38 protein-coding genes are annotated in these 23,451 nt (G+C 42.0%); 31 read left to right on the forward strand and 7 right to left on the reverse strand.

Annotated elements, in window-relative coordinates; all coding sequences use genetic code 11:
• Window positions 1-4: 4 nt before the first annotated feature.
• Window positions 5-376: a hypothetical protein gene (locus H8Z79_RS02795; protein ID WP_008688148.1), complete on the forward strand. Its 372-nt coding sequence runs from the start codon at window positions 5-7 to the stop codon at window positions 374-376.
• Window positions 377-452: 76 nt separating this feature from the next.
• Here the strand turns inward: H8Z79_RS02795 and H8Z79_RS02800 are convergent, their stop codons facing one another.
• Window positions 453-659 carry a DUF6219 family protein gene (locus tag H8Z79_RS02800; protein ID WP_024720750.1) on the reverse strand — a complete coding sequence of 69 codons (207 nt, stop codon included), beginning with the start codon at window positions 657-659 and terminating at the stop codon, window positions 453-455.
• Window positions 660-838: 179 nt separating this feature from the next.
• Here H8Z79_RS02800 and H8Z79_RS02805 point away from each other — a divergent pair, with 179 nt between their 5' ends.
• The 8 genes from H8Z79_RS02805 to H8Z79_RS02840 all read left to right on the forward strand — a co-directional run bounded on the left by H8Z79_RS02805 (window position 839) and on the right by H8Z79_RS02840 (window position 6,126).
• On the forward strand, window positions 839-1,156 hold the full coding sequence (locus H8Z79_RS02805; protein ID WP_008688152.1) for a helix-turn-helix domain-containing protein: 318 nt from the start codon (window positions 839-841) through the stop codon (window positions 1,154-1,156).
• A 150-nt stretch (window positions 1,157-1,306) separates the two neighbouring features.
• The gene (locus tag H8Z79_RS02810) at window positions 1,307-1,519 is read left to right on the forward strand and encodes a sporulation initiation factor Spo0A C-terminal domain-containing protein (RefSeq protein WP_024720749.1); all 213 of its coding nucleotides are present in this window, start codon (window positions 1,307-1,309) and stop codon (window positions 1,517-1,519) included.
• 4 nt (window positions 1,520-1,523) lie between these two features.
• Complete coding sequence (locus H8Z79_RS02815) at window positions 1,524-1,955, forward strand: hypothetical protein (protein WP_024720748.1); 432 nt, start codon at window positions 1,524-1,526, stop codon at window positions 1,953-1,955.
• Between the two features lie 326 nt (window positions 1,956-2,281).
• Window positions 2,282-2,755: a sigma factor-like helix-turn-helix DNA-binding protein gene (locus tag H8Z79_RS02820; protein WP_172677496.1), complete on the forward strand. Its 474-nt coding sequence runs from the start codon at window positions 2,282-2,284 to the stop codon at window positions 2,753-2,755.
• A 580-nt stretch (window positions 2,756-3,335) separates the two neighbouring features.
• Window positions 3,336-3,701: a type II toxin-antitoxin system PemK/MazF family toxin gene (locus H8Z79_RS02825; protein WP_055057333.1), complete on the forward strand. Its 366-nt coding sequence runs from the start codon at window positions 3,336-3,338 to the stop codon at window positions 3,699-3,701.
• A gap of 136 nt (window positions 3,702-3,837) precedes the next feature.
• Window positions 3,838-4,017: a hypothetical protein gene (locus tag H8Z79_RS02830; RefSeq protein ID WP_008688169.1), complete on the forward strand. Its 180-nt coding sequence runs from the start codon at window positions 3,838-3,840 to the stop codon at window positions 4,015-4,017.
• A gap of 77 nt (window positions 4,018-4,094) precedes the next feature.
• The gene (locus tag H8Z79_RS02835; protein WP_055057334.1) at window positions 4,095-5,507 is read left to right on the forward strand and encodes a recombinase family protein; all 1,413 of its coding nucleotides are present in this window, start codon (window positions 4,095-4,097) and stop codon (window positions 5,505-5,507) included.
• Between the two features lie 133 nt (window positions 5,508-5,640).
• Window positions 5,641-6,126: a sigma-70 family RNA polymerase sigma factor gene (locus H8Z79_RS02840; protein WP_225876899.1), complete on the forward strand. Its 486-nt coding sequence runs from the start codon at window positions 5,641-5,643 to the stop codon at window positions 6,124-6,126.
• Here the strand turns inward: H8Z79_RS02840 and sstT are convergent.
• From sstT to H8Z79_RS02870, 6 genes are all read right to left on the reverse strand, one after another.
• Complete coding sequence (gene sstT, locus H8Z79_RS02845; RefSeq protein WP_118039839.1) at window positions 6,119-7,348, reverse strand: serine/threonine transporter SstT; 1,230 nt, start codon at window positions 7,346-7,348, stop codon at window positions 6,119-6,121. The genes H8Z79_RS02840 and sstT overlap by 8 nt on opposite strands.
• 111 nt (window positions 7,349-7,459) lie before the next feature.
• Window positions 7,460-8,077 (reverse strand): stage V sporulation protein AA, encoded by a 618-nt coding sequence (locus H8Z79_RS02850; protein WP_015542239.1) that lies wholly within the window; start codon window positions 8,075-8,077, stop codon window positions 7,460-7,462.
• A 10-nt stretch (window positions 8,078-8,087) separates the two neighbouring features.
• Entirely contained in the window at window positions 8,088-8,444 is a 357-nt protein-coding gene (locus tag H8Z79_RS02855; RefSeq protein WP_015542240.1) for a SpoVA/SpoVAEb family sporulation membrane protein, read from the reverse strand.
• Entirely contained in the window at window positions 8,444-9,535 is a 1,092-nt protein-coding gene (locus H8Z79_RS02860; protein WP_118039838.1) for a stage V sporulation protein AD, read from the reverse strand. The genes H8Z79_RS02855 and H8Z79_RS02860 overlap by 1 nt, the downstream gene beginning before the upstream one ends.
• The gene (locus H8Z79_RS02865; protein WP_015542242.1) at window positions 9,535-10,017 is read right to left on the reverse strand and encodes a SpoVA/SpoVAEb family sporulation membrane protein; all 483 of its coding nucleotides are present in this window, start codon (window positions 10,015-10,017) and stop codon (window positions 9,535-9,537) included. The genes H8Z79_RS02860 and H8Z79_RS02865 overlap by 1 nt, the downstream gene beginning before the upstream one ends.
• A gap of 104 nt (window positions 10,018-10,121) precedes the next feature.
• A complete protein-coding gene (locus H8Z79_RS02870) occupies window positions 10,122-10,538 on the reverse strand; it encodes a stage V sporulation protein AB (RefSeq protein WP_015542243.1) in 417 nt (138 codons plus the stop codon).
• 191 nt (window positions 10,539-10,729) lie between these two features.
• On the opposite strand from H8Z79_RS02870, the gene H8Z79_RS02875 reads away from it, so the two are divergent.
• From H8Z79_RS02875 to rpsH, 22 genes are all read left to right on the forward strand, one after another.
• Entirely contained in the window at window positions 10,730-11,476 is a 747-nt protein-coding gene (locus H8Z79_RS02875) for a tRNA threonylcarbamoyladenosine dehydratase (protein ID WP_015542244.1), read from the forward strand.
• Window positions 11,473-12,393 (forward strand): UDP-N-acetylmuramate dehydrogenase, encoded by a 921-nt coding sequence (gene murB / locus H8Z79_RS02880; protein WP_118039837.1) that lies wholly within the window; start codon window positions 11,473-11,475, stop codon window positions 12,391-12,393. Before H8Z79_RS02875 ends, murB begins: the two co-directional genes overlap by 4 nt.
• Window positions 12,394-12,396: 3 nt before the next feature.
• Window positions 12,397-13,275 carry an RNase adapter RapZ gene (rapZ, locus tag H8Z79_RS02885; protein ID WP_015542245.1) on the forward strand — a complete coding sequence of 293 codons (879 nt, stop codon included), beginning with the start codon at window positions 12,397-12,399 and terminating at the stop codon, window positions 13,273-13,275.
• 24 nt (window positions 13,276-13,299) lie between these two features.
• A complete protein-coding gene (gene whiA, locus H8Z79_RS02890; protein ID WP_118039836.1) occupies window positions 13,300-14,247 on the forward strand; it encodes a DNA-binding protein WhiA in 948 nt (315 codons plus the stop codon).
• Window positions 14,244-14,498: an HPr family phosphocarrier protein gene (locus tag H8Z79_RS02895; protein ID WP_015542246.1), complete on the forward strand. Its 255-nt coding sequence runs from the start codon at window positions 14,244-14,246 to the stop codon at window positions 14,496-14,498. The genes whiA and H8Z79_RS02895 overlap by 4 nt, the downstream gene beginning before the upstream one ends.
• Window positions 14,499-14,589: 91 nt before the next feature.
• Entirely contained in the window at window positions 14,590-15,663 is a 1,074-nt protein-coding gene (locus tag H8Z79_RS02900) for a hypothetical protein (protein ID WP_118039835.1), read from the forward strand.
• 356 nt (window positions 15,664-16,019) lie between these two features.
• Window positions 16,020-16,337 (forward strand): 30S ribosomal protein S10, encoded by a 318-nt coding sequence (gene rpsJ, locus H8Z79_RS02905; RefSeq protein WP_118039834.1) that lies wholly within the window; start codon window positions 16,020-16,022, stop codon window positions 16,335-16,337.
• 91 nt (window positions 16,338-16,428) lie between these two features.
• On the forward strand, window positions 16,429-17,061 hold the full coding sequence (rplC, locus tag H8Z79_RS02910; protein ID WP_015542249.1) for a 50S ribosomal protein L3: 633 nt from the start codon (window positions 16,429-16,431) through the stop codon (window positions 17,059-17,061).
• A gap of 21 nt (window positions 17,062-17,082) precedes the next feature.
• Window positions 17,083-17,703: a 50S ribosomal protein L4 gene (rplD, locus tag H8Z79_RS02915; protein WP_015542250.1), complete on the forward strand. Its 621-nt coding sequence runs from the start codon at window positions 17,083-17,085 to the stop codon at window positions 17,701-17,703.
• Window positions 17,703-18,002 (forward strand): 50S ribosomal protein L23, encoded by a 300-nt coding sequence (gene rplW / locus H8Z79_RS02920; RefSeq protein WP_015542251.1) that lies wholly within the window; start codon window positions 17,703-17,705, stop codon window positions 18,000-18,002. Before rplD ends, rplW begins: the two co-directional genes overlap by 1 nt.
• 65 nt (window positions 18,003-18,067) lie before the next feature.
• Window positions 18,068-18,913 (forward strand): 50S ribosomal protein L2, encoded by an 846-nt coding sequence (rplB, locus tag H8Z79_RS02925; RefSeq protein WP_118039833.1) that lies wholly within the window; start codon window positions 18,068-18,070, stop codon window positions 18,911-18,913.
• A 15-nt stretch (window positions 18,914-18,928) separates the two neighbouring features.
• A complete protein-coding gene (rpsS, locus tag H8Z79_RS02930) occupies window positions 18,929-19,210 on the forward strand; it encodes a 30S ribosomal protein S19 (protein WP_015542253.1) in 282 nt (93 codons plus the stop codon).
• Window positions 19,211-19,305: 95 nt separating this feature from the next.
• Complete coding sequence (gene rplV, locus H8Z79_RS02935) at window positions 19,306-19,695, forward strand: 50S ribosomal protein L22 (RefSeq protein WP_005424978.1); 390 nt, start codon at window positions 19,306-19,308, stop codon at window positions 19,693-19,695.
• Between the two features lie 11 nt (window positions 19,696-19,706).
• A complete protein-coding gene (rpsC, locus tag H8Z79_RS02940; protein ID WP_005424980.1) occupies window positions 19,707-20,363 on the forward strand; it encodes a 30S ribosomal protein S3 in 657 nt (218 codons plus the stop codon).
• Complete coding sequence (gene rplP, locus H8Z79_RS02945; protein ID WP_015542254.1) at window positions 20,363-20,800, forward strand: 50S ribosomal protein L16; 438 nt, start codon at window positions 20,363-20,365, stop codon at window positions 20,798-20,800. Before rpsC ends, rplP begins: the two co-directional genes overlap by 1 nt.
• Window positions 20,790-20,999, forward strand: a complete 210-nt coding sequence (gene rpmC, locus H8Z79_RS02950) for a 50S ribosomal protein L29 (RefSeq protein ID WP_118039832.1) — start codon at window positions 20,790-20,792, stop codon at window positions 20,997-20,999. Before rplP ends, rpmC begins: the two co-directional genes overlap by 11 nt.
• 21 nt (window positions 21,000-21,020) lie before the next feature.
• A complete protein-coding gene (rpsQ, locus tag H8Z79_RS02955; RefSeq protein WP_008707264.1) occupies window positions 21,021-21,275 on the forward strand; it encodes a 30S ribosomal protein S17 in 255 nt (84 codons plus the stop codon).
• Between the two features lie 13 nt (window positions 21,276-21,288).
• Window positions 21,289-21,657 (forward strand): 50S ribosomal protein L14, encoded by a 369-nt coding sequence (gene rplN, locus H8Z79_RS02960; RefSeq protein ID WP_005424985.1) that lies wholly within the window; start codon window positions 21,289-21,291, stop codon window positions 21,655-21,657.
• Between the two features lie 11 nt (window positions 21,658-21,668).
• Entirely contained in the window at window positions 21,669-21,980 is a 312-nt protein-coding gene (gene rplX / locus H8Z79_RS02965; RefSeq protein ID WP_015542255.1) for a 50S ribosomal protein L24, read from the forward strand.
• Between the two features lie 21 nt (window positions 21,981-22,001).
• Window positions 22,002-22,541 (forward strand): 50S ribosomal protein L5, encoded by a 540-nt coding sequence (gene rplE / locus H8Z79_RS02970; protein ID WP_118039831.1) that lies wholly within the window; start codon window positions 22,002-22,004, stop codon window positions 22,539-22,541.
• Window positions 22,542-22,555: 14 nt separating this feature from the next.
• Window positions 22,556-22,741, forward strand: coding sequence for a type Z 30S ribosomal protein S14 (locus tag H8Z79_RS02975; protein WP_005424988.1), 186 nt, complete (start codon window positions 22,556-22,558; stop codon window positions 22,739-22,741).
• Window positions 22,742-22,920: 179 nt separating this feature from the next.
• The gene (rpsH, locus tag H8Z79_RS02980; RefSeq protein ID WP_015542256.1) at window positions 22,921-23,322 is read left to right on the forward strand and encodes a 30S ribosomal protein S8; all 402 of its coding nucleotides are present in this window, start codon (window positions 22,921-22,923) and stop codon (window positions 23,320-23,322) included.
• The last annotated feature ends 129 nt before the right edge of the window (window positions 23,323-23,451 follow it).

Consider the following 23,451-nt stretch of genomic DNA (forward strand, 5'->3'; position numbering starts at 1 on the left):
TAATATGAGATACGAAGATTCGATGAAAGGTGTAGCTGATCAGATAATCAAAGAACAGCAACGAGCCAGTAAAATTAAAAACAATCCAGAAGAGTTCCATTGGCATGACGAATATGCAACGTTGAATTTCTTTCGGTTTATCTGCAAAAATATCGGTAACTTGGGAAATGGAGAAATTGAAAAAATGGTCACACGCTTAAAGAGCATAGATCAGAAAGCAGTGGAAAACCATGTGAATGGTGCTGTTTGGGCATTTGATTATGATAAGATGTTCTGTGTATTGATGGAAAATGAAATTTGCCGAAAGGTGTGTGAAAAGAATAAATATAATAGTTGGACGAAGCTGATTGGACAGTATTGTATTTCAATGGCTTAAAGATAAAGAAAGTTGCTGGAGAGAAAAAATATTCTCCAGCAACTTTGTCTTTGATGAATAAAGGTCAAATTTTCATTTAACTATTCTCACTATTATTTGATTCAGTGATTTTTTTCTTCTTTGGAGAAACCAGTTTGTGACCGGAATAAATGGACATGCCAATACAAAGCAATGAAGAATAGGCAAAGTATTTATGTGCAGTCATAGATTTTTTGATTCCAGAATAAATGCATCCCAACATACAGAAAAGTGCGCCTAAGGACCAGTATTTATGTGATTTCATGATTTGATACCTCCTTTGATTTAACTGATTCAATCATAACGCTTTTTTACGAAAATGCAAAGAAAATCTTGAAATATAGTTCTATAGAATTAGAACTTGGTTTTGCGATTCTGTATATTGAAGACATCCACAAGTATACTAAATCCAGAACGATTATTCGTTCCGGAGGAGGTGTTACGATGGATTTGAAAGCAGTAGGACAGCGAATCAAATCGGCACGAGAAGCAAAAAATCTCACACAAGAGGAACTGGCTGCATTAGTAAATTTAAGCCCGACGCATGTGAGTGTAATAGAGAGAGGCTTGAAAGTTACAAAATTGGATACCTTTGTTGCAATTGCAAATGCGTTAGATGTTTCTGCAGATACTCTTTTAATTGATGTTGTGGCACATTCAGTTACAGGTGTTACAAATGAACTGACAGAAAAAATTGAAAAACTTCCAATCAAAGAACAGAAAAAAATCATCAAAGTAATTCACACATTATTGGAAGAGTGATATGACAAACTGGGAAGAGCAAGTAGCTCTTCTTTTTTTGACCATTTATTCAGATTTAAGTTGTAAAGTGTCTTTTCATGATAATAGAAATATGCTAAATTGGTTCTATAGAACAAGTTGTAAATCCAGTTATATATCGGAGGAAAATGAATGAGAGAAAAAACTATTTATGAGAAGATTGCAGAAAAGTACAACACAACACCAGAAGAAGTACGCAGAGAAATGCAGATAGCCATAGATGCAGGATTTGATAATCCTGATCCGGCTGTGCAGGAAGAATGGAAGAAAATGACACTTAAAGGAGAAAGACCTACACCGGAAGAAGTAATCAATTACGCAGTAAAAAAACTAAAAGGAAAATAAAAATATGAAGAAAAAGATAATTGCATTGATTTCAGGAGCAGTGATCTTGATAATTGCTGCAGGAAGTATTTATGGGAAATCTGAATCTGGTCATAAGGAAGGCGAACCGGATGTAGTTGGAACATTTTCCGTAAATCGGGATGAAAATTTAACCGTGGTTGCTAACCGGAAAAATATTGAGGATAGAGAAGCGTTTGTAAGAGAGCTTTTGCAGATGTACAAGGATGATTCTTTTTATTCGACAAAATTCTCCACAGACAGGGGATATGCGACGAGTCTTGATATGAACATCTATTTATGGAAAGAGGATATTGAAGATGGGGAATCGGTAATGACAGCCGAATACAGACCTGTAGAATATGGAAAGGACTATGATGTAGTCAATAATCCTGATAAATTTCAACTATATATAGATGGAAAAGAAGTAGAAGAATAACACGGTGAACTTTTTATACTGAAATATGTACGATTCCAATAATGATATGAACTTATGGGAACATATTGCGGATACTTTGTGAACTTTATCCTGATACAATGATTATGCTGATGAAAGAAGGCATAGATAACTGAATACAAGAAAGAGACGAAAGCCTCAGTAGTTAAGAAAAAACTACTGGGGCTTTTTTTCGTGCCTGAATTTCTCAGCCAATAACTGCGGGCGTATCCCGGCAGGATAAAGGCGGAGCAGGCATGATTCTAAACAGAGGTCCGCCTTCTGGATTTGAAACGAGCAACAAGATTTCAAATTCAGGAGGAACGGATATGTATATTGAACACCCATATTTTTATGAAGGAAAGTATTACGCAAATATTGATGGAGAAATGATCGAGATTACAAAAGAAGTTGCGTATGCGATGAATAATTTTTATAGAAGCAGCAAGGCAAAAAAAGTTGAGATTAAGAACGAACTGGGTGAGGTTGTGGATAAGATGCTGAGAGAAGTACCTTACAGTGGTCAGTCCATTGATGGAGAAGGCTTCATGATTGAGGATTTTCCAGATCTGAACTGCGATGTGGAGCACTGTGTACTGACAAAAATGGAACAGCAGGATATTCACAAAGTGATCAATCAGCTGAACTCAGAGGAACGCATGATTATTTATGGCATTTTCTTTGAAAACAAGACACAGACACAGATGGCGGAGATTATGGGGATTTCCAGACAGATGCTGTCATACAAGCTGAAATCCACTCTTAATAAGATGCGTGAAATGTATATGAATAAATTTTTTTAAAAAATTTTTCAAAATCTTTTGCATCTGCCAAAGTCATTTGACTTTAGTAATTAGAGGAAGTTAAAGGACTTCCTAAAATGAACCATGATAACTGAATATCCAATAATAACTGACGTGACATTTCATGCAGAGAGCACGAGGAAGATGCCGCTATAGGATTATAAGACAAAACCAAGATTTTTAGTTCAGTCTGTAATGCTGCGAAAAAGCACTGACCGAAGCCAGCTGGCAGGCTGGTGATGCGATGATATGTATGAGATGCGATACACTTGCAGATCCTGAGAAGTCTGTAACTGGTAAACCTATGAACTGCTGGAGCCTGGAAACGAGAGTTTTTGGGTTGTGGTCCGGAGTATGCATTCGGGCAGGTTATTATTCCCTTCCTGCATATGCAGGAGTAACGATTCGGGGTATCGAGGATAAATAGAATCGAGCGAGCACTGTTTAATAATCAAATTGGCTATAGAGGTTATGCGGCAGAGCTTTCCTTATGGGAAAGAAACTCTGCCGTATTCCTGTGGAGCCAATATAGCGCTATGGATGCTTTACAAATAAAAATAATAGATTGGAGAGAGGACAAATGACAATCCGCAGAGGAGATATTTTATGGGCAGATCTCGGTATGTTTCCTACAACATCTGTTCAGGGTGGTGTAAGACCGGTGATCGTAGTGAGCAATAATAAAGCCAATACATACAGTTCAGTCATTACAGTAGTTCCGCTGACATCAAGAATATATAAGAAGCGATATTTACCAACACATGTATTTATCAGTAAATACGATATGACAGGGATTCGAAAAGGAAGCCTGGCATTGGCTGAACAGGTTATGAGCATTTCTACAAAATGCATTATTGAGAAATGCGGAAGAGTAAATAAGTGGAGCCTGGATCGGGTGCTGAAAGCGGTACGGATTCAAATGGGAATGAACGAAAGCGAGAAATGATATTCCTGCTTTCGACAATTCAACAGAAAACGACGTCATAAAATGTAGACAACACAAAAGAATGACAATACAGGACGAGAGGTTCTGGTGATTTTTTAGAGACGATTGAATATGATTTATAAAGGGAGGGATTGCGATGGCATTAAAAATTGTAAGAAGATATGATGCAAATGGTAATGTGATCGAAGATAAAGATTTAGAAAGATTCAAATTGGATTCCCCGGTAGTTCGTCAGATCTTATATCAGATGAATAAAGAGATGGGAGCAGTTGATAATATTAAAGTCGATGCAGCTGAAAGAAGAAATTTTATATAACTTACTTTAATAAATAAAATAAGTTGAAATTTCTCTGAAAAGATGGTATAGTGTACGTGAGAGGAGGAAAGAGCGAGGTGAGAAACATAAGAATTGGAAAGAATACCTCAAATAATAAAAAAACAGGATTGTATATCAGAGTTTCTACAAATTTTCAGTTTGAAGAAGGATATTCAGTAGGTGCTCAGACGGAGAAGCTTGAAAAGTATTGTAATTATCAGGAGATTGATAATTATGATTTGTATATTGACGGTGGCTATTCAGGAAGCAATTTGAATCGACCGGAGATGAAACGTCTTATTAAAGAAATTCAAGAGGGCAAAGTGGAATCAGTTGTAGTTGTTAAACTTGATCGTTTGTCCAGAAGCCAGAAAGATACGATTTATCTTCTTGAAGATGTGTTTGAAGCAAATGATGTTGGATTTATTTCTTTAAATGAGAACTTTGATACAACAACACCATATGGAAAAGCAATGGTAGGTATCTTATCTGTATTTGCTCAGTATGAACGTGAAAACATTCGTGAACGTACACAGATGGGAATTACAGAGAGAATCAAAACCGGAAAATGGAGAGGGACGAAACCACCATTTGGTTATGACTATAATAACGGTGATGACGTTCTTGTGCCAAATAAAGATGCAGAAACAGTCAGAAAGATTTTTGAATTATATAAGGAAGGCTATTCCACGTATGCACTGGCAAAGATGTTCGATTTAAAAGGAGACAAGCAAGTGTCCGATATGTTGTCCAGAGTGACATACATTGGAAAGCTCAAATATAATAAAGAAATCGTTGATGGTCTTCATGAGCCGATAGTTGATAAAAAACTGTTTGATGAAGTTCAGGAATTACGAAAAACAAGAACGAGAGCAACTTCTCATAAATCACAGTATTTACTTACTGGGTTAATATATTGTGGATTATGTGGGGCAAAGATGCGTTATCAAAAATGGAGCGGTGGAAGAGTGATGATTTACTGTTACTCATTAGACCATAGTAAACCGCACTTGGTTAAGAATCCAAATTGCCAGAACGGAAAATTGGATGCAGCTGAAGTTGAAGATGTTGTTGTTAGTGATATGCTGAAATTATCAAAGGAGTATGAGGTAATCGAGGAAAAATCAGAACAGCAAAATCAAAAAGGATTTGAAGCTATGAACCAGAGAAAATCAGTTCTTGAAGGTAAGCTGAAATCCCTGTATAATTTATATGCATCCGATACCAATAATAGTGTCCTGCTGGAGACAATTGGTGAGATCAATAAAGAACTGGAAAATCTGAATACACAGATAGAACAGTACACATTAAAGAACACCAGAGCTAAAGATATGACAGCAAGAGCTAAAGCATTCAAAAGTGTTGCTGACAGCTGGGAGTTCATGTCTTTCAATGAAAGACAGAAGACTGTACGTGAATATATCAAAAAGATTAAAATATCGAATGATTATGTTGAAATTGAGTATAATGATCTTTTGACACTACAGTAAATTACATTTCTATAGTTAATACATCGCAAGGGGATATATCTTCTTGCGTGTAAAATTTCATATATCTTATTCAAGATAATTACCCTATTGGATAAAGGAAATTTCAAAATTTCCACTATAATACATTATCCCGATGATCATCGGAGAGATCAAACGTTTCCTGCGGGATGACGGAATCCTGAAGGTCAGCAGATCTGTTAAAGAGAATCAGTATCGCATCGGGCGAAAAAGAGAAGAGCTGGAAAAAGCACTGGGGAGAGAACCGACGCTTGGAGAACTGGCGGAGAGTGTGCAGATGCTGCCGGAAGAACTGGCAATGACCATGGATGCGGCAAATGATGTGGAATCTATTTATCAGATCATTTATCAGGGTGAGGGAAATGAACTGAGACTTCTGGATAAGATCCCGGAAAAAGAAAACCTCCACGACAGACTTCTGAACAAGATCTTTCTTGAAGAGCTTCTCAGAAGTCTGAACGCGGAGGAAAGAAAGCTTCTTTACATGCGCTATTTCCGGGAGATGACTCAGACGGAAGTAGCAGATGAATTCGGCGTGTCACAGGTTCAGATCTCGCGAATGGAGAAGAAAATTCTGAACCGCCTGCGTGCGATTATTTGAATTTGATCTCTTTTCCTTCCAGGCGCCACTGTCTGAACTCAGCAGATGCTGACAGAAGAAGGTCGGAAGAAGAGTTCAGGGCTGTTTCCACAGAGTCCTGAATAACACCGATGATGAACCCTACTGCAACGACCTGCATGGAAATGTCATCAGAAATACCAAACAGGGAGCATGCCATCGGGATCAGAAGCAGAGATCCGCCGGCAACACCGGATGCACCACATGCAGACAGTGCTGCAAGAAGGCTTAAGATGATCGCGGTCGGGATATCTACATGGATACCAAGTGTAAATGCCGTTGCCATGGTCATGACGGTGATCGTGATTGCGGCACCATCCATGTTGATCGTAGCACCGAGCGGGATTGTTACAGAATAAGTATCACGGTCAAGTCCCATCTCTTCACAGACTTTCATATTGACAGGAATGTTGGCTGCGGAACTTCTGGTGAAGAATGCGGTCAGCGCACTTCTTTTCAGACAGTGGAAGATCAGCGGGTATGGATTCTTGCGGATACACCAGTAAACCAGAAGCGGGTTAGTCACAAAGTAGATAAAGAGCATACACCCTACCAGCAGAGCAAGCAATTTTCCGTAAGTAGTGAAAATCTCCAGACCATTTGTGGATACGGTATTGAATACAAGACCGAAGATACCGAACGGAGCCATGTTGATGATCCAGGAAACAACAGCAGATGTTCCGTTTGCGATATCATTCAGTACATTTTTGGTTATTTCATTTGCTGCACGGAATGCAAGTCCGAGAAGAATTGCCCACGTAAGGATGCCGACGTAGTTGGCATTTACAAGGGAAGATACCGGGTTGGCAACCACATTTAAAAGAAGATTGTTTAATACTTCGGCAACGCCCTGAGGTGCGGCTGTATCTGTAGCTGCGGCAGTGGCAAGTGTAAGTTTTACCGGGAACGCCATGCTGGCAAATACGGCAATGACAGCGGCAAGTACGGTACTGAACATGTAGAGTATGATGACCGTTTTGATAACACCGCCGTGGGAGTTTCCTGCGTTACACAGAGAACTGATAACCAGAAAGAATACCAGAAGAGGTGCGATTGCTTTCAGGGCGCTTACAAAGACATCTCCGAGGATGGAGATACCGGTAGCTCCCGGGACTGTGAGACCAAGGATCGCTCCTAGTACAAGTCCGACAAGGATTCTTTTGACCAGAGCAATTTCAGTCCATTTGTTCCATAACTTTTTCATATTTTCGCTCCTTTAACGTTGTAAAATGATAATATGGTACATTATAAACGAAAAAAAGCGAGAAAGCAACAAAATTATTTTGGATTATACAAAGAAATTACAAAATGCCGGTCAGGAAGAAGCTTTTTTCCGGCTGCTTTCTTCAAGGAGCGTAGTGTTTACATCATCCTCATATTGACGCATCTGCACCTGCATGGGGGTAGGATCAGCAGAAAACTTCTTTCTCCCGAAGTGGTTAAAGAAGAAAAGAACACCGGCAGCAAGTCCAATGGAATAGGAAATTTCAAGTATCGTAAATCCACTGGAGATATTTCCGGTCACCTGCTGGTAAATCTGCTTAAAAAGTGTTCCGACATCGACATCGGTGTTAAAAGTCATGATCGAAAAAGCAGCACCGAAAAAAGAAGCAAGTGATATAAAAACCACTTTCAGGATATCAAAAACCGTCTGTGATTTCCCTGCCGGCCGGTATGTCAGGATGAAAGACGGTTCTCCGAGCGGAGTGATATCAAGATCCGGTTCCTTTTTCTGAATCAGATCGACGAGATCCATCACAGACATTGTATAACGTCCGGGAGTGTCCGGTTCTAAGTTTATGACGGGAAGTACCCGGAGGCGGTTGAGAGCTTTGGTGCTGGTACAGGAAAGTCTTGCAATGTCCTGCAGATAGACATGGGGATGCTTTACGAGAATATTCATGTCTATCTGCATATACAGAGTATCACTCATGAAATTTACCTCAATCTTTCATTTGCGGGTGGAAGATCATACAGGACAGATATGAAAAGATCAAAGCGGCAGAGACCCCGAGGGCGCAGGCAGTAAAACCACCGGTAAATAATCCAAGAAAGCCGTCTTCAGAAATTGCTTTTTGCATACCTTTCCATAATGTGTGCCCGAAACCGAGCAGGGGAACCGTAGCGCCGGCACCGGCGAAATCCACAAACGGCTGATAGATCCCGAGAAAGCTTAAAAGGGCACCGCTGCAGACGAGAAGAACCATGACACGGCCGGGCAGCAGTTTAGTTTTATCCAGAAGAATCTGAACCAGGGCGCAAATGAGGCCGCCGGTCCAGAATGCATTAAAATAGTCCATCAGTTTTTACCTCCTTTGCAGGGACGGGGAATGTGTTCGAGGATGATTCCATGTGCAATGCCGGAGACGGGGACACCCTCATTAAAACTTACTTTTGAGAGCAGGGCACCGGTCGGGACAAATAAAACCCGTTTCAGTTCTCCGCTGGCGATACGTGGCAGAAGCCAGGCGGTGAGAACGGATGCCGCACATCCACATCCACTTCCGCCGGAATGAGTATCCTGTGCCTGATTGTCATAGATCAGAAGTCCGCAGTCCTGATGTACGGATGAAATATCTGTTCCCTTTTCGGCAAGGAGATCAAGAAGAATGTGCTGACCGATCATGCCAAGGTCGCCGGTGATGATGGCATCGTAATCTTCCGGAGAACGTGAAAAGTCTTCAAGATTTCGATGGATCGTATCACATGCGGCAGGTGCCATGCAGCCACCCATGTTGAGTGAATCGTGAAAACCGAAATCAATTACTTTTCCGGTTGTTATGCCGGTAATGGCTGCATACCCGTTTGTGTGGGCGAGCGGAGATGAACCGGGAAGAGAACAGCTGCGAGGCGGTTTTGCGCCAATTACGCAGGCACCGCTTCCGGTAACGGTCCAGGTGGCAGAGAGCGGGCGCTGGGAACCATAACCAAGTGGAAAACGAAATTCTTTTTCTGCAGTTGCAAAGTGACTGGAAGTGGCACAAAGGATATGTGCCCCATAGCCTGCGGATACAGCAATCGCTCCGAGAGAAAGGGATTCCCCCATGGTGGAGCAGGCACCATACAGCCCGTAGAATGGAATTCCCATTTCTGCAATGCCGAAAGAGGAGGCAATTGTCTGGGCGAGAAGATCACCTGCAAATACCATACGGATATCGTGGGGAGTAAGCCCGGCTTTTCCGATTGCGAGTGTGGCGGCTTCTTTTTGCATGGTGCTTTCTGCACTTTCCCATGTCTTTTCGCCGAACATGGAATCTTTGCAGATCATATCAAAATATTCTTTTAGCGGACCACTTCCTTCTTTTGACCCAACGACAGAGGCTGCACTCTGAATATATACCGGGTCGGTAAAAAAAATACTTGCTTTTCCTGTTTGCTTTCCTACAGACATTACATCACCTCCATAAGATGAACAATAAAATAGATGAGTCCGAGAATCCAGGAACTTAGGATCCCATAGAGAATGACAGGACCGGCAATGGTAAATATTTTGCAGCCGATACCGAAAACCTGTCCCTCTGCACGGTATTCGATCGCGGAAGCTGCAACGGAGTTGGCAAACCCGGTAATCGGTACAAGACTGCCGGCGCCGCCGAATTTGCCGATTTTGGAATAAAGATTTAATCCTGTTAAGATGACGCTGCTCAGGATGAGAAGTAAAGAACACCAGTTGCCGGCGGTTTCGCGGTCTGCGCCAATCGTCATGGCAGTATTGAGAATAAGCTGCCCGAACGCACAGATCAGTCCTCCGGTCAGAAAGGCTTTTGCCATGTTGAGCAGCAGGCTGTGCGAGGGGGTGATGCTGTTTACATATTTTTCGTAGCGTTTTTGATTTTCTTTATAAGTTTTGGTTCCGGGTGCGGGTTGTTTCATAAAATCATTCCTTTCCTGATAAATTTTGGGGAGATATAAAAATATTTGCGAAAAGACAGGATTTCTTTTGACTTTTATATGTTTTATGCATATAATGAGAGGGCTTATTGCCATCTGAGAAAGTAAAATAGGAAGCATCCTGCAAATTTTCCGGCGGCAATGGCAATAATAATGACGGGAAGCCCGCGGGTGAGATGAATTCTCCGACAGAAAACGGGAAAGACATCGGCAACTTCTGCAAGAGCCAGAATCCAGCTTCCCAGAAAAATACCGGAAAAGATACCATATAAGATAAGAAAAATGTTCCCCAGTGGAAGGGAAGGCTGAAACAGACAGAAAAGATTTCCGAGTACAATTCCGAGAAAAGTCATGTCTTCGTATAACAGCATGTGATCCGCGGTATGCGTGATTCCTGCGTAGCGTGGAACGATAGAAAGACCGATCATCAGACCGACGACACCACCGGCAATGATGATACCGGAGCTTAAGCCCACGAAAATCAGAAAAATCTGCTGCCACATAACCGTACTCCTTTCGGCAAGATGTTATTTCAGGGGGAATTGATGGATATTATATGGAAGTTACAGAAATTCATACGCAAATTCTAAAAAAACTATGAAAAACTGTACATTCGATTGCGTGAATAGTATAATCAAACGGAGTGGGGATAGAGAAAGTTTGAATAATATGAAAATCATAGGGAGGTTTGCACATGTATGATGCGTTTTCTCGCATGGAAATTCTGATGGGAACCAGAGCTGTGAACCGCCTTGGCAGCGCAAAAATTGCAGTTTTTGGAATCGGTGGTGCGGGTTCTTATGTAGTGGAAGCTCTGGCACGATGTGGAGTAGGCAGCCTTACGCTGGTAGACCATAAAGATATCGTGCAGTCTGATATCAACAGACAGCTGTATGCAGGACAGTCTACCGTCGGACGAAAGAAAGTCCAGACAGCCAAGGAACATATCAGGGATATTGATGAGAACATTCTTGTTCACACATATGAAACATATTATAATGAAGAAACTGCGGGAATGTTTGATCTGCAGTCCTTTGACTATATTGTGGATGCCATGGATGTATCAGCATCCAAAGTGCTCCTGATAGAGCGGGCGGGGAAATGTCGCGTCCCGGTGATCTCCTGCCTTGCAACAGATAATAAGATCAATCCTGCGCGGCTTGAGATAGCAGATATTTCCAGAGTCAGCAATGATCCTCTGGCAAAAGCTATTCGTGCAGAACTTCGCAAAAAAAATATCCGTAAGGTCAAGGTGCTGTGCTCCAGAGAAAAGGCATACAGGGAACGGCGCATCGGAAAACAGAAAGAAACCCATGAGCATATGTTGTCGGGAAGTGTTTCTTTTATTCCGGGTGCAGCGGGAATGCTGATTGCCGGTGAAGTGGTGAAAGATCTTCTTACGGAGAAAATAAAAAAGAAAGATAGAGGACACAATCTGTGAATAAAGAAATAAAACAGAGATTTTGTCAACAGCTCGGAAACGAGAGAGTTCGCTTTGAGGAACGGATGTGTGATCACACGACATTTCGGATCGGCGGACCGGCAGAAGTGTTTGTGATGCCGGAATCCTATGAGCAGATTGCATGGGTGATCCGACAGTGCCGTCAGGAAGCAATTCCGTATTTTATTCTCGGAAACGGAAGCAATCTGCTGGTCAGCGATCATGGCTATCGTGGAGTGATCATTCAGCTCGATCGCAATCTGGGTGAAATTACGGTAAATGGTATGGAAATACGGGCGGCAGCAGGTGCGCTCCTTTCTACAATCGCAGCAACAGCAAGAAGGGCTTCTCTGAGCGGTTTTGAGTTCGCGGGAGGCATTCCGGGAACACTCGGCGGAGCTGTGACCATGAATGCAGGTGCCTATGGCGGTGAAATGAAAGATGTCCTTAAAGAAGTTACCGTGATGAACCAGGATGGTGAGATTCTTAGGATACCGGCGGATAAGCTGGAGCTTGGATATCGAACCAGTATCATAAAGACAGCCGGATATATCGTGCTGGAAGCAGTGATTTTACTTAAGAAAGGCAATATCGAAGAAATTACCGCGCTGAGCAGAAAATTAAGTGCGCAGCGAATCGAGAAACAACCGCTGGAGTATCCGAGCGCAGGAAGTACATTTAAGCGTCCGGAAGGTTACTTTGCCGGAAAACTGATCATGGACAGTGATCTTCGCGGCTATCGTGTCGGCGGGGCGCAGGTGTCTGAAAAGCACTGCGGTTTTGTGATCAATACCGGAGGTGCAACTGCTGAAGATGTATCAACACTTATGAAAAATGTGACAGATATTGTATACGAGAAATTCGGTGTAAAACTTGAACCGGAGGTGAAATTTCTCGGCAGATTTGACGGGAGATAAGATATGCGACTTGTAATAGTGACCGGACTTTCCGGGGCAGGTAAATCAACAGCTCTGAAAATGCTGGAAGATGCCCGTTATTTTTGCGTAGATAATCTTCCTATTCCGCTCGTTGGGAAATTCGTTTCGCTGATGAGCGGATCGCAGGAAGAAGATGTGCAGAATGCGGCCATCGGAATTGACGCACGAAGCGGTAAGGCGCTGGAAGAACTTGAAGTGGTGCTTGATAAGCTTAAAGCAGAAGGACATACTTTTGAAATTCTTTTTCTGGATGCAGAAGACAAAGTTCTTGTGAAGCGTTATAAGGAGTCAAGACGCAGCCATCCGCTTGCGCTTAACGGAAGAGTGGATGACGGTATCCGGCAGGAACGCCGGAAGACAGAATTCTTAAGAAAAAGAGCAGATTATATTATTGATACGACGCATCTTCTGACAAGAGAACTCAAAAAAGAACTGAACAATATTTTTGTAGATAATGGTAAGTTCAGCAACATGATGATTTCGGTTTTGTCTTTCGGATTCAAATACGGCATACCGGAAGATGCGGATCTTGTATTTGATGTGCGTTTTCTGCCGAATCCATATTATGTAGATGAACTTCGTCCGCTGACAGGGCAGGATGAAGGTGTGTTCGATTATGTGATGGATAATGAAATTGCCAGACAGTTTGCGGCAAAACTTGATGATATGGTGAAATTTCTGATTCCGAATTATGCAAAGGAAGGCAAGACAAGCCTTGTCATTGCAATCGGATGTACGGGCGGCAAACACCGTTCGGTGACACTGGCACGGGTTTTGTATGACAGGCTGATCGAAACAAAAGAATACGGAATCAGGCTGGAGCATCGTGATATAGGAAAGGATGCTCTTCTAAAAAAATAAAGCAGCACAAAAGGAGAATGGAAATTGTCTTTTTCAGGGATGGTGAAAGAAGAACTTTCCAGACAGACAAGTACGGCGAGGCATTGCCGGATTGCGGAAACAGCAGCACTTCTCAGTGCATGCGGCCGCATCACAAAGGATGGAAGTCTGCGGTTTCAGACGGAAAATGATGCCGTGGTGAGAAAGTACTTTACTTTATTGCAAAAAACATTTAATATAGATACAGAAATAGCAATTCGCGAGAGTGGTCTGCTCAAAAAAGGAAATGTATATCATATAGAGATTACAGATCCTTTGCAGGTACAGAATGTACTTCAGGGGACGAAGCTTTCGGTGAATGAGGCTGACAGAGGAACTTTGCTTCCGGAGAACGGACTGATCACGCAGCAGAATTGCTGTAAGCGTGCGTTTATACGGGGTGCTTTTCTTGCATCCGGTTCGATCAGCGATCCGGAGAAAGGATATCATTTTGAAATCGTATGTCAGGATGAAGCTAAGGCGGAGAATTTACGGGATATCATCCATACATTTCAGATTGATGCAAAGATCGTGCTGCGCAAGAAGTCATATGTGGTCTATGTGAAAGAAGGCGCACAGATTGTGGATATGCTGGCAATCATGGAAGCAAATGTTGCATTGATGAATCTTGAGAATATTCGTATTCTTAAGGAAATGCGTAATTCTGTCAACCGGAAAGTAAACTGCGAAACAGCAAATATCAATAAAACAGTTAGTGCGGCAGTCAAACAGATCGAAGATATCAGACTGATCAAAGAAAAGACAGGGCTTCATAATTTAAATGAAGGTCTTGCGGAAATTGCAGAGCTGAGATTACAGTATCCGGAAGCTACACTAAAAGAATTAGGAATGATGTTAAGTCCACAGGTGGGCAAGTCAGGCGTGAATCACCGGCTTCGCAAACTGAGTGAAATAGCGGATGAACTGCGGACAAACGAGGAGGAAGTATTATGATTAAAAAACCGATCACCATTCATTTATCGACAGGACTGGAAGCTCGTCCGGTTGCTCAGCTTGTACAGGTGGCGAGTCAGTTCAACAGCGAGATTTATGTTGAGATTGGCAGAAAAAAAGTCAATGCTAAGAGTATTATGGGGATGATGACTTTAGGACTGGATGCCGGTGAAGAAATTACGCTTTCTGCAAATGGGGAAGATGAAGAAGCGGCAATGGAGAGCATCGAAAATTATTTAAGTAATCAGTAATTATCGAATCACAGATAAAGAGCATTGCCGGAAGGAGACCAATTCCAGTGCAATGCTTTTCATAAAGGTAAACCAAAGCGAGGAGATACCAATGTCAAAATTTTTGAAGTTTATTGTACACTTTGCAGTTATATGTACGATCGTATGTGTCCTTGGACTGGCGCTTCCACCATTCTTTGGAGTACGTACCGTGATCATGGATTCAACGGATAAGGCGACAAACCTGCCACTGGGATCTGTAACTTATGCGATTCCGGTAAGAACCGAGGAAGTGACTGCCGGTTCTCCGATTCTTGTACAGGAAGATGGCAAAACCTACAAATACAATCTTGTGAGCGTAAACAAAGAAAATAATACAGGTACCGTGATTGATACAACAACTTCTGCACAGGAGAGCATTACGGTTTCCGTTAAGAACTGGGTGCCGAAGATTGTGATCACGATCCCGTTCGTTGGATATCTACTGGTGGCAACGGAGAGCGTTGAAGGATTGATCGTTCTTGGACTTGTAATTCTCTTTCTTATTATATTATATGTTATCGCAGAGCTCTGGAGAAAAGATCCGGAAGATGATGAATACGAAGATCTTCAGGGAGATACACGACATGTGAAATCATCTCGTGAGCTGAAAGCAGAAGAAAAAGCCCGTGCGAAACGTATGAAACAGGAAGATAAAGAACTTCTCCAGAATGCAAAAGAAAAGAAAAAGAAATCCAAAAAGGAAGAGAAGAAAAAAAAGAAGATCCGTACCGGTGGTTTTGTAGATGAGATCGACGAAGATGATTTTGATGACGAACCGGAAGAAACAGTTCGCCCGGCAGAAAATTTACAGGTTGCAACAAGTGAGGCACATGAACTTCTGAAAAAGGAAATTGCAGCAGCGACAGCCGAAGAAGAAACAGAAGCACCTGAAGGTTATCCTGAAATATCAGGGGAAGCGGCGGAACCAATTGTTTCTGAAGAAGAAATTCCGGAGGAAGAAATCGAAGAGGAATCACCTGTTGAAATCAAAAAACTTGCTATTCCACGAAGAACAGCATCTCAGCTTGCCAACAGAGCAAGAAAAGAGGGCGATGCACCGGATATAGTCAGGGATTCCATTACAAAGGTTACATTATTTGATTATTCTGACGTCATTGGCGGCGACGAGGAAGAGGAAGAATAAAACTACTATATTAATATAGAAGAAAGCGGTGTGAGAGATGATCTTGCACCGCTTAAATTGTATTTATAAAAATACAAAATAAAATAAAAAAAGGACTTGCATAAGTGATATGTCTTGTGTATAATAATCCTTGCTGTGACATGATAGCAATGAAGCGCGAGGTTGCCGCTAAGAGATAGCGGGTTTTCCGTGGAGCGAATGTCAAGTTAGGAAACTGACGACAAGTCACTGTACAAGTTCAGAAACCATCGACGGGATGGACGTGTGTAAAGAAGTCGAAAGACACACACGGAGATGTGTACAGTCGCCGCTTGTCGTACTGCATAATTGAGTACGAATAGGAGGAGACTTTTTTTATGGCAAATCAGGTAATGAGAATCACTTTAAAGGCTTATGATCATCAGTTAGTAGATGCATCAGCAGCAAAAATCATCGAGACTGTTAAAAAGAACGGAGCAACTGTTAGCGGACCGGTTCCGCTTCCTACCAAGAAGGAAGTTGTTACAATCTTAAGAGCTGTTCACAAATACAAAGATTCCAGAGAACAGTTCGAGCAGAGAACTCATAAGAGACTTATCGATATCATGACACCAACCCAGAAAACAGTTGATGCACTTTCCAGACTGGAAATGCCGGCAGGTGTTCACATCGATATCAAGATGAAAAACAAATAATTTTTTAAACTCGTTTTAAATGCCCTTTCGGGCGTTTCAAAAAACTATATGATTGCCTTTATGGTAATCCGCTATAAGGAGGAAGAAAGAAATGAAGAAAGCTATTTTAGCTACTAAAGTCGGAATGACTCAGATCTTCAATGAAGACGGCCAGTTAATTCCGGTAACCGTTTTACAGGCTGGTCCATGCGTTGTAACTCAGGTTAAGACAGAGGAAAACGACGGATACGCTGCAGTTCAGGTTGGCTACGGCGAGATCAGAGAAAAACTGGTTAACAAACCGGAAAAAGGTCACTTTGACAAAGCTGGTGTGGCAGCACAGAGATTCGTTAAAGAATTCAGATTTGAAAATGCTGCAGAATACACAGTAGGACAGGAAATTAAAGCTGACATCTTTGCAGACGGCGATCACATCGATGCAACTGCAATCTCCAAAGGTAAAGGCTTCCAGGGCGCTATCAAGAGACATGGACAGTCCAGAGGACCTATGGCTCACGGCTCCAAATATCATCGTCATGCTGGTTCCAATGGTGCTTGCTCCGATCCGAGTAAAGTATTCAAAGGAAAACACATGCCGGGTCACATGGGAAATGTACAGGTTACAGTACAGAACCTTGAGATCGTTCGCGTAGACACAGAAAACAATTTACTGTTAGTGAAAGGTGCTGTTCCAGGACCTAAGAAATCTCTGGTGACCATCAAAGAGACAGTAAAGTCTTTATAATGAGAAAGGAGGAGCATCAGAATGGCAAACGTAACAGTTTATAATATGGAAGGCAATGAAGTTGGAACAATGGAACTGAACGATGCAGTGTTCGGAGTAGAAATCAACGAGCATCTTGTTCATCTTGCTGTTGTTCGTCAGCTTGCAAATAATCGCCAGGGTACTCAGAAAGCAAAAACACGTTCTGAAGTAAGCGGCGGCGGAAGAAAACCGTGGAGACAGAAAGGAACAGGTCATGCTAGACAGGGTTCCATCCGTGCACCACAGTGGACTGGCGGCGGTGTAGTATTCGCTCCGGTACCGAGAGATTATGAAGTAAAAATGAACAAAAAAGAAAGAAGAGCAGCTCTGAAATCCGCTCTGACTTCCAAAGTTCAGGATAATAAACTGGTTGTTGTAGACAGCCTTGCACTTGCAGAAGTTAAGACAAAAGAAATGCAGAAGGTTCTTACAAACCTTAAAGCAGAAAAAGCTCTTATCGTAACTGCTGGTGATGATCAGAACGTAGTTCTTTCTGCAAGAAACATTGCAGATGTACAGACTGCAACTGTAAACACTATCAATGTATACGATGTTATGAAACACAGTACTGTAGTGGTTACTAAAGACGCAGTTGCATCCATTGAGGAGGTATACGCATAATGGCAGATATTAAATATTATGATGTAATTCTCAAGCCTGTAATCACAGAGAAATCCATGAATGTCATGGGTGAGAAAAAATACACTTTTCTGGTTCATCCGGAAGCAAATAAGTCTCAGATCAAAGAGGCTGTAGAGAAAATGTTCGAAGGAACAAAAGTAAAGAGCGTTAATACCATGAATATGGATGGTAAGAAAAAACGTCGCGGTGTGACAGTTGGTAAAACAGCTAAAACTAAAAAAGCGATCGTAGCTCTGACAGAAGAAAGCAAAGACATCGAAATCTTCGAGGGACTGTAATCCTCAGCTTTCTTAAATGACTATGTGCACGAAAGCACGATAAGAAATTCGAAAGGAGAAACATCATGGGAATCAAAACCTATAACCCATATACACCTTCCAGAAGACATATGACTGGATCTGATTTCTCTGAGATCACAACAAGCACCCCTGAGAAATCCTTAGTTGTATCTCTGAAGAAAAACTCTGGACGTAACAACCAGGGTAAAATCACTGTAAGACACCGCGGAGGCGGAAGCAGAAGAAAATACAGAATCATCGACTTCAAGAGAAGAAAAGATGGAATCCATGCTACTGTTAAGACAATCGAATACGATCCGAACAGAACAGCAAACATTGCTCTGATCTGCTATGAAGATGGTGAAAAAGCATACATCCTTGCACCGGAAGGACTGAAAGTCGGACAGAAAGTTATGAACGGTCCGGAAGCAGAAATCCGTGTAGGAAACTGCCTGCCACTGGAACTTATCCCGGTTGGTACTATGGTTCACAACATTGAGCTGCATCCTGGAAAAGGCGGACAGATGGTTCGTTCCGCCGGTAACGGTGCACAGCTGATGGCTAAAGAAGGCAAATATGCAACATTAAGATTACCTTCAGGTGAAATGAGAATGGTTCCGCTTGTATGCCGCGCATCTATCGGTGTTGTTGGTAACGGTGATCACAACCTCGTTAACATTGGTAAAGCTGGACGTAAACGTCACATGGGAATCAGACCTACAGTTCGTGGTTCCGTAATGAACCCGAATGACCATCCGCATGGTGGTGGTGAAGGAAAGACCGGAATCGGTCGCCCAGGTCCGTGTACACCATGGGGCAAACCTGCTCTTGGTCTGAAGACCAGAAAGAAAAACAAACAGTCCAACAAGCTCATCGTAAGAAGACGCGATGGAAAAGCTTTATCAAAATAATAAGGAGGGTACAGAATGTCTCGTTCATTGAAAAAAGGACCTTTCGCAGACGCAAGCCTGCTTAAAAAGGTTGACGCTCTGAATGCTGCAAATGATAAATCCGTGATCAAAACATGGTCACGTCGTTCCACTATCTTCCCGTCCTTCGTAGGACATACAATTGCAGTCCATGACGGAAGAAAACATGTTCCGGTATACATCACAGAAGATATGGTTGGTCATAAACTTGGTGAGTTCGTAGCAACCAGAACATACAGAGGACACGGAAAAGACGAAAAGAAATCCGGCGTTCGCTAGAATTAATCATTAACTAAAATTAACTGCCTGTTGTCCCGATGGGGACAGCATGGCGGATTCCAGATATTGAATAAATCGAAAGGAGGCACTTAAAAATGGCAAAGGGACATAGAAGCCAGATTAAGAGAGCCAGAAATGAGAGTAATAGAGAGACAAGACCGTCTGCAAAATTATCTTATGCAAGAATTTCTGTTCAGAAAGCCTGCTATGTATTAGATGCAATTCGTGGCAAAGATGTGCAGACAGCACTTGGTATCCTGACATACAATCCAAGATACGCTTCCAGCGTTCTGAAGAAGCTGCTTGAGTCAGCAATCGCAAACGCAGAAAACAATAACGGAATGAGCGCAGATAACCTCTACGTTGCAGCGTGCTATGCAAACAAAGGACCTACAATGAAACGTATTCAGCCAAGAGCACAGGGTAGAGCTTACAGAATCGAAAAGAGAACAAGCCATATCACCATCGTGCTGGATGAAAGATAAGGAGGAAAAGCATGGGACAGAAAGTTAACCCACATGGCCTTAGAGTCGGTGTTATCAAGGATTGGGATTCCAGATGGTATGCAGAAGCTGATTTTGCAGACTATCTTGTTGAAGACTACAATATCAGAACATTTTTAAAGAAAAAACTTTACAGCGCAGGTGTTTCCAAAATCGAAATCGAAAGAGCATCTGACAGAGTTAAGATTATCATCTATACTGCTAAACCGGGTATCGTAATCGGTAAAGGTGGTTCTGAGATCGAAAAAGTTAAAGCTGAATTACAGAAATACACAGATAAGAAACTCATCGTAGATATCAAAGAAGTTAAGAGACCGGACAGAGATGCTCAGCTCGTTGCCGAAAACATCGCACTGCAGCTTGAAAACCGTATCTCCTTCAGACGTGCTATGAAATCTACAATGCAGAGAACGATGAAAGCAGGAGCAAAAGGAATCAAAACATCCGTATCCGGACGTCTTGGTGGAGCTGATATGGCTCGTACAGAGTTCTACAGCGAAGGAACTATTCCGCTTCAGACACTTCGTGCTGACATTGATTATGGATTTGCAGAAGCTGACACAACTTACGGAAAAGTTGGTGTAAAAGCTTGGGTATACAACGGTGAAGTACTTCCTACTAAAGGAAATAAGGAAGGGAGCGATAAATAATGTTAATGCCAAAAAGAGTAAAACGTCGTAAACAGTTCCGTGGCTCCATGAGAGGTAAAGCCCTTAGAGGTAATAAAATCAATTATGGTGAATTCGGTCTTGTTGCAACCGAGCCTTGCTGGATCAGATCTAACCAGATCGAAGCAGCCCGTATTGCCATGACACGTTATATCAAACGTGGTGGTCAGGTTTGGATTAAGATTTTCCCGGATAAACCAGTAACAGCGAAACCAGCAGAAACACGTATGGGTTCTGGTAAAGGATCCCTTGAATACTGGGTAGCAGTTGTTAAGCCAGGACGTGTAATGTTCGAAATCGCAGGCGTTTCTGAAGAAATCGCTCGTGAAGCATTACGTCTTGCAATGCACAAGTTACCATGTAAATGTAAAATCGTTTCTCGTGCAGACTTAGAAGGCGGTGATAACAGTGAAAATTAATAAATTCGTAGAAGATTTAAAAGCAAAATCAGCTGCAGAATTAAATGAAGAATTAGTAGCTGCTAAAAAAGAACTTTTCAATCTGAGATTTCAGAATGCAACCAATCAGTTGGACAATACAAGCAGAATCAAAGAGGTTCGCAAAAATATTGCCAGAATCCAGACAGTAATCACTGAGCAGACTAACGCTGCGAAATAGTGAATATAGGAGGAAATAATCGTGGAAAGAAATCTGAGAAAGACCCGTGTGGGTAAGGTTGTCAGCAATAAGATGGACAAGACCATTGTAGTTGCTATCGAAGACCATGTAAAACATCCTCTTTACAAAAAAATCGTAAAGAGAACATATAAACTTAAAGCTCATGATGAAAATAATGAGTGCAATATCGGTGATACCGTTAAAGTTATGGAAACCAGACCGCTGTCCAAGGACAAAAGATGGAGACTGGTTGAGATTGTAGAGAAAGTGAAATAAGGAGGAAACCAGTATGATTCAGCAGGAAACAAGACTGAAAGTTGCCGACAACACTGGTGCAAAAGAAATCCTTTGTATTCGTGTTATGGGTGGCTCTACAAGAAGATATGCTAACATCGGTGATACTATTGTTGCTACTGTTAAAGATGCAACACCAGGCGGTGTTGTTAAAAAGGGCGATGTAGTTAAAGCTGTTGTTGTTCGTACAAAAAAAGGCGCTCGTCGTAAAGACGGATCTTACATCCGTTTCGATGAAAATGCAGCCGTAATCATTAAAGACGATTTAACTCCGAAAGGAACACGTATCTTTGGACCAGTTGCCAGAGAACTTCGTGAGAAGAAATTCATGAAGATCGTTTCCTTAGCTCCGGAAGTATTATAGGAGGGTGCCTAATGTCAGCTATGAAAATTAAAAAAGGCGACACTGTTAAAGTAATCGCTGGAAAAGATAAAGGCAAAGAAGGAAAAGTTCTTGCCGTTAACGTAAAAGACAACACCGTAATCGTTGAGAATGTCAACATGGTTACAAAGCACAACAAACCATCAGCAGCAAATCAGGCTGGCGGAATCTCCACAAAAGAAGCTGCTCTTCACATCTCCAACGTAATGCTCGTTGTAGATGGAAAAGCAACAAGAGTTGGATTCCAGATGGATGGAGACAAAAAAGTTCGTGTTGCTAAAGCAACAGGTAAAGTTATCGATTAATTAAGAGAGGAGGCATGACAGGTGAGTAGATTAAAAGACCTTTACAAAAATGAGATCATGGATGCCATGACCAAAAAATTCGGATACAAAAATGTTATGGAAGTGCCAAAACTCGAAAAGATCGTAGTAAACATGGGTGTTGGTGAAGCCAAAGAAAATGCAAAGCTTCTTGATGCTGCAATCGCTGATATGGAACTGATCACAGGACAGAAAGCAATCGCAACAAAAGCTAAAAAATCTGTGGCTAACTTCAAAATCAGAGAGGGTATGCCAATCGGTTGTAAGGTTACCTTAAGAGGCGAGAAGATGTACGAGTTCGCTGATCGTCTTATCAACCTTGCTCTTCCTCGTGTACGTGACTTCCGTGGTGTAAATCCAAACGCTTTTGATGGCAGAGGAAACTACGCACTGGGAATCAAAGAACAGCTGATCTTCCCTGAAGTTGAGTATGATAAGGTAGACAAAGTAAGAGGTATGGATATCATCTTCGTTACAACTGCTAAGACAGACGAAGAGGCTCGTGAGCTGTTAACTCAGTTCAATATGCCTTTTGCTAAATAAGGAGGAGAATTCGAATGGCTAAAACAGCAATGAAAATCAAACAGCAGCGCAAACAGAAATTCTCCACAAGAGAATACAGCCGCTGCAGAATCTGTGGACGTCCACATGCATACCTGAGAAAATACGGCATCTGCCGTATCTGCTTCCGTGAGCTGGCTTACAAAGGCCAGATCCCGGGTGTTAAAAAAGCTTCCTGGTAGGCCGGAAACACTTAATGAATGCAAGCTGTTAAGCGCAGCATGAATTTAGTGTGAGGCCCTTCCCGAATCTTAACGAAGGTTGAGTTTTGCTGAGGGAAGAGGTGCAAATTTGATAAGATTAATGTTACAGTATAAATCATGTAAAGTCTGAAAAGAGAGAAAATTAGGAGGAAACTAACATGACAATGAGTGATCCAATCGCAGATATGCTTACAAGAATCCGTAACGCTAACACTGCAAAACATGACACAGTAGATGTTCCGGCATCCAAAATGAAAATCGCAATCGCAAACATCCTTGTAGACGAAGGATACATTGCAAAATACGACTTAGTTGAAGATGGCGCATTCAAGACCATCCACATCACCCTGAAATATGGTGAAACAAAGAACGATAAGATCATCACAGGACTTAAGAGAATCTCCAAACCAGGTCTTCGTATTTACGCTGGTAAAGACGAGCTTCCGAGAGTACTTGGCGGACTTGGTATCGCAATCCTTTCTACAAACAAAGGTGTTATCACTGATAAAGAAGCTCGTAAACTTCAGGTTGGTGGCGAAGTACTCGCATTTGTTTGGTAGACCTAGAACACTTAATGAATGCTGCGCCTGATGGCGCTGCATGAATTTAGTGAGAAGGTCGTTCCGAGGAACTTAATGAAGACAAGCGTAAGCGCAGTCTGAATTTAGTGAACGGAACTTCCTTGTTCA

It is taken from the genome of Blautia intestinalis, assembly GCF_014297355.1.
In the GTDB taxonomy this organism is placed as follows: Bacteria; Bacillota; Clostridia; order Lachnospirales; family Lachnospiraceae; genus Blautia_A; species Blautia_A intestinalis.

Bases quoted from the DNA above. Each gene is read 5' to 3' on its own strand.
- H8Z79_RS02795 (WP_008688148.1), top strand. From the start codon at position 5: ATGAGATACGAAGATTCGATGAAAGGTGTAGCTGATCAGATAATCAAA.
- H8Z79_RS02800 (WP_024720750.1), bottom strand. From the start codon at position 659: ATGAAATCACATAAATACTGGTCCTTAGGCGCACTTTTCTGTATGTTG.
- H8Z79_RS02805 (WP_008688152.1), top strand. From the start codon at position 839: ATGGATTTGAAAGCAGTAGGACAGCGAATCAAATCGGCACGAGAAGCA.
- H8Z79_RS02810 (WP_024720749.1), top strand. From the start codon at position 1,307: ATGAGAGAAAAAACTATTTATGAGAAGATTGCAGAAAAGTACAACACA.
- H8Z79_RS02815 (WP_024720748.1), top strand. From the start codon at position 1,524: ATGAAGAAAAAGATAATTGCATTGATTTCAGGAGCAGTGATCTTGATA.
- H8Z79_RS02820 (WP_172677496.1), top strand. From the start codon at position 2,282: ATGTATATTGAACACCCATATTTTTATGAAGGAAAGTATTACGCAAAT.
- H8Z79_RS02825 (WP_055057333.1), top strand. From the start codon at position 3,336: ATGACAATCCGCAGAGGAGATATTTTATGGGCAGATCTCGGTATGTTT.
- H8Z79_RS02830 (WP_008688169.1), top strand. From the start codon at position 3,838: ATGGCATTAAAAATTGTAAGAAGATATGATGCAAATGGTAATGTGATC.
- H8Z79_RS02840 (WP_225876899.1), top strand. From the start codon at position 5,641: ATGATCATCGGAGAGATCAAACGTTTCCTGCGGGATGACGGAATCCTG.
- sstT (WP_118039839.1), bottom strand. From the start codon at position 7,348: ATGAAAAAGTTATGGAACAAATGGACTGAAATTGCTCTGGTCAAAAGA.
- H8Z79_RS02850 (WP_015542239.1), bottom strand. From the start codon at position 8,077: ATGAGTGATACTCTGTATATGCAGATAGACATGAATATTCTCGTAAAG.
- H8Z79_RS02855 (WP_015542240.1), bottom strand. From the start codon at position 8,444: ATGGACTATTTTAATGCATTCTGGACCGGCGGCCTCATTTGCGCCCTG.
- H8Z79_RS02860 (WP_118039838.1), bottom strand. From the start codon at position 9,535: ATGTCTGTAGGAAAGCAAACAGGAAAAGCAAGTATTTTTTTTACCGAC.
- H8Z79_RS02865 (WP_015542242.1), bottom strand. From the start codon at position 10,017: ATGAAACAACCCGCACCCGGAACCAAAACTTATAAAGAAAATCAAAAA.
- H8Z79_RS02870 (WP_015542243.1), bottom strand. From the start codon at position 10,538: ATGTGGCAGCAGATTTTTCTGATTTTCGTGGGCTTAAGCTCCGGTATC.
- H8Z79_RS02875 (WP_015542244.1), top strand. From the start codon at position 10,730: ATGTATGATGCGTTTTCTCGCATGGAAATTCTGATGGGAACCAGAGCT.
- rapZ (WP_015542245.1), top strand. From the start codon at position 12,397: ATGCGACTTGTAATAGTGACCGGACTTTCCGGGGCAGGTAAATCAACA.
- H8Z79_RS02895 (WP_015542246.1), top strand. From the start codon at position 14,244: ATGATTAAAAAACCGATCACCATTCATTTATCGACAGGACTGGAAGCT.
- H8Z79_RS02900 (WP_118039835.1), top strand. From the start codon at position 14,590: ATGTCAAAATTTTTGAAGTTTATTGTACACTTTGCAGTTATATGTACG.
- rpsJ (WP_118039834.1), top strand. From the start codon at position 16,020: ATGGCAAATCAGGTAATGAGAATCACTTTAAAGGCTTATGATCATCAG.
- rplC (WP_015542249.1), top strand. From the start codon at position 16,429: ATGAAGAAAGCTATTTTAGCTACTAAAGTCGGAATGACTCAGATCTTC.
- rplD (WP_015542250.1), top strand. From the start codon at position 17,083: ATGGCAAACGTAACAGTTTATAATATGGAAGGCAATGAAGTTGGAACA.
- rplW (WP_015542251.1), top strand. From the start codon at position 17,703: ATGGCAGATATTAAATATTATGATGTAATTCTCAAGCCTGTAATCACA.
- rplB (WP_118039833.1), top strand. From the start codon at position 18,068: ATGGGAATCAAAACCTATAACCCATATACACCTTCCAGAAGACATATG.
- rpsS (WP_015542253.1), top strand. From the start codon at position 18,929: ATGTCTCGTTCATTGAAAAAAGGACCTTTCGCAGACGCAAGCCTGCTT.
- rplV (WP_005424978.1), top strand. From the start codon at position 19,306: ATGGCAAAGGGACATAGAAGCCAGATTAAGAGAGCCAGAAATGAGAGT.
- rpsC (WP_005424980.1), top strand. From the start codon at position 19,707: ATGGGACAGAAAGTTAACCCACATGGCCTTAGAGTCGGTGTTATCAAG.
- rplP (WP_015542254.1), top strand. From the start codon at position 20,363: ATGTTAATGCCAAAAAGAGTAAAACGTCGTAAACAGTTCCGTGGCTCC.
- rplN (WP_005424985.1), top strand. From the start codon at position 21,289: ATGATTCAGCAGGAAACAAGACTGAAAGTTGCCGACAACACTGGTGCA.
- rplX (WP_015542255.1), top strand. From the start codon at position 21,669: ATGTCAGCTATGAAAATTAAAAAAGGCGACACTGTTAAAGTAATCGCT.
- H8Z79_RS02975 (WP_005424988.1), top strand. From the start codon at position 22,556: ATGGCTAAAACAGCAATGAAAATCAAACAGCAGCGCAAACAGAAATTC.
- rpsH (WP_015542256.1), top strand. From the start codon at position 22,921: ATGACAATGAGTGATCCAATCGCAGATATGCTTACAAGAATCCGTAAC.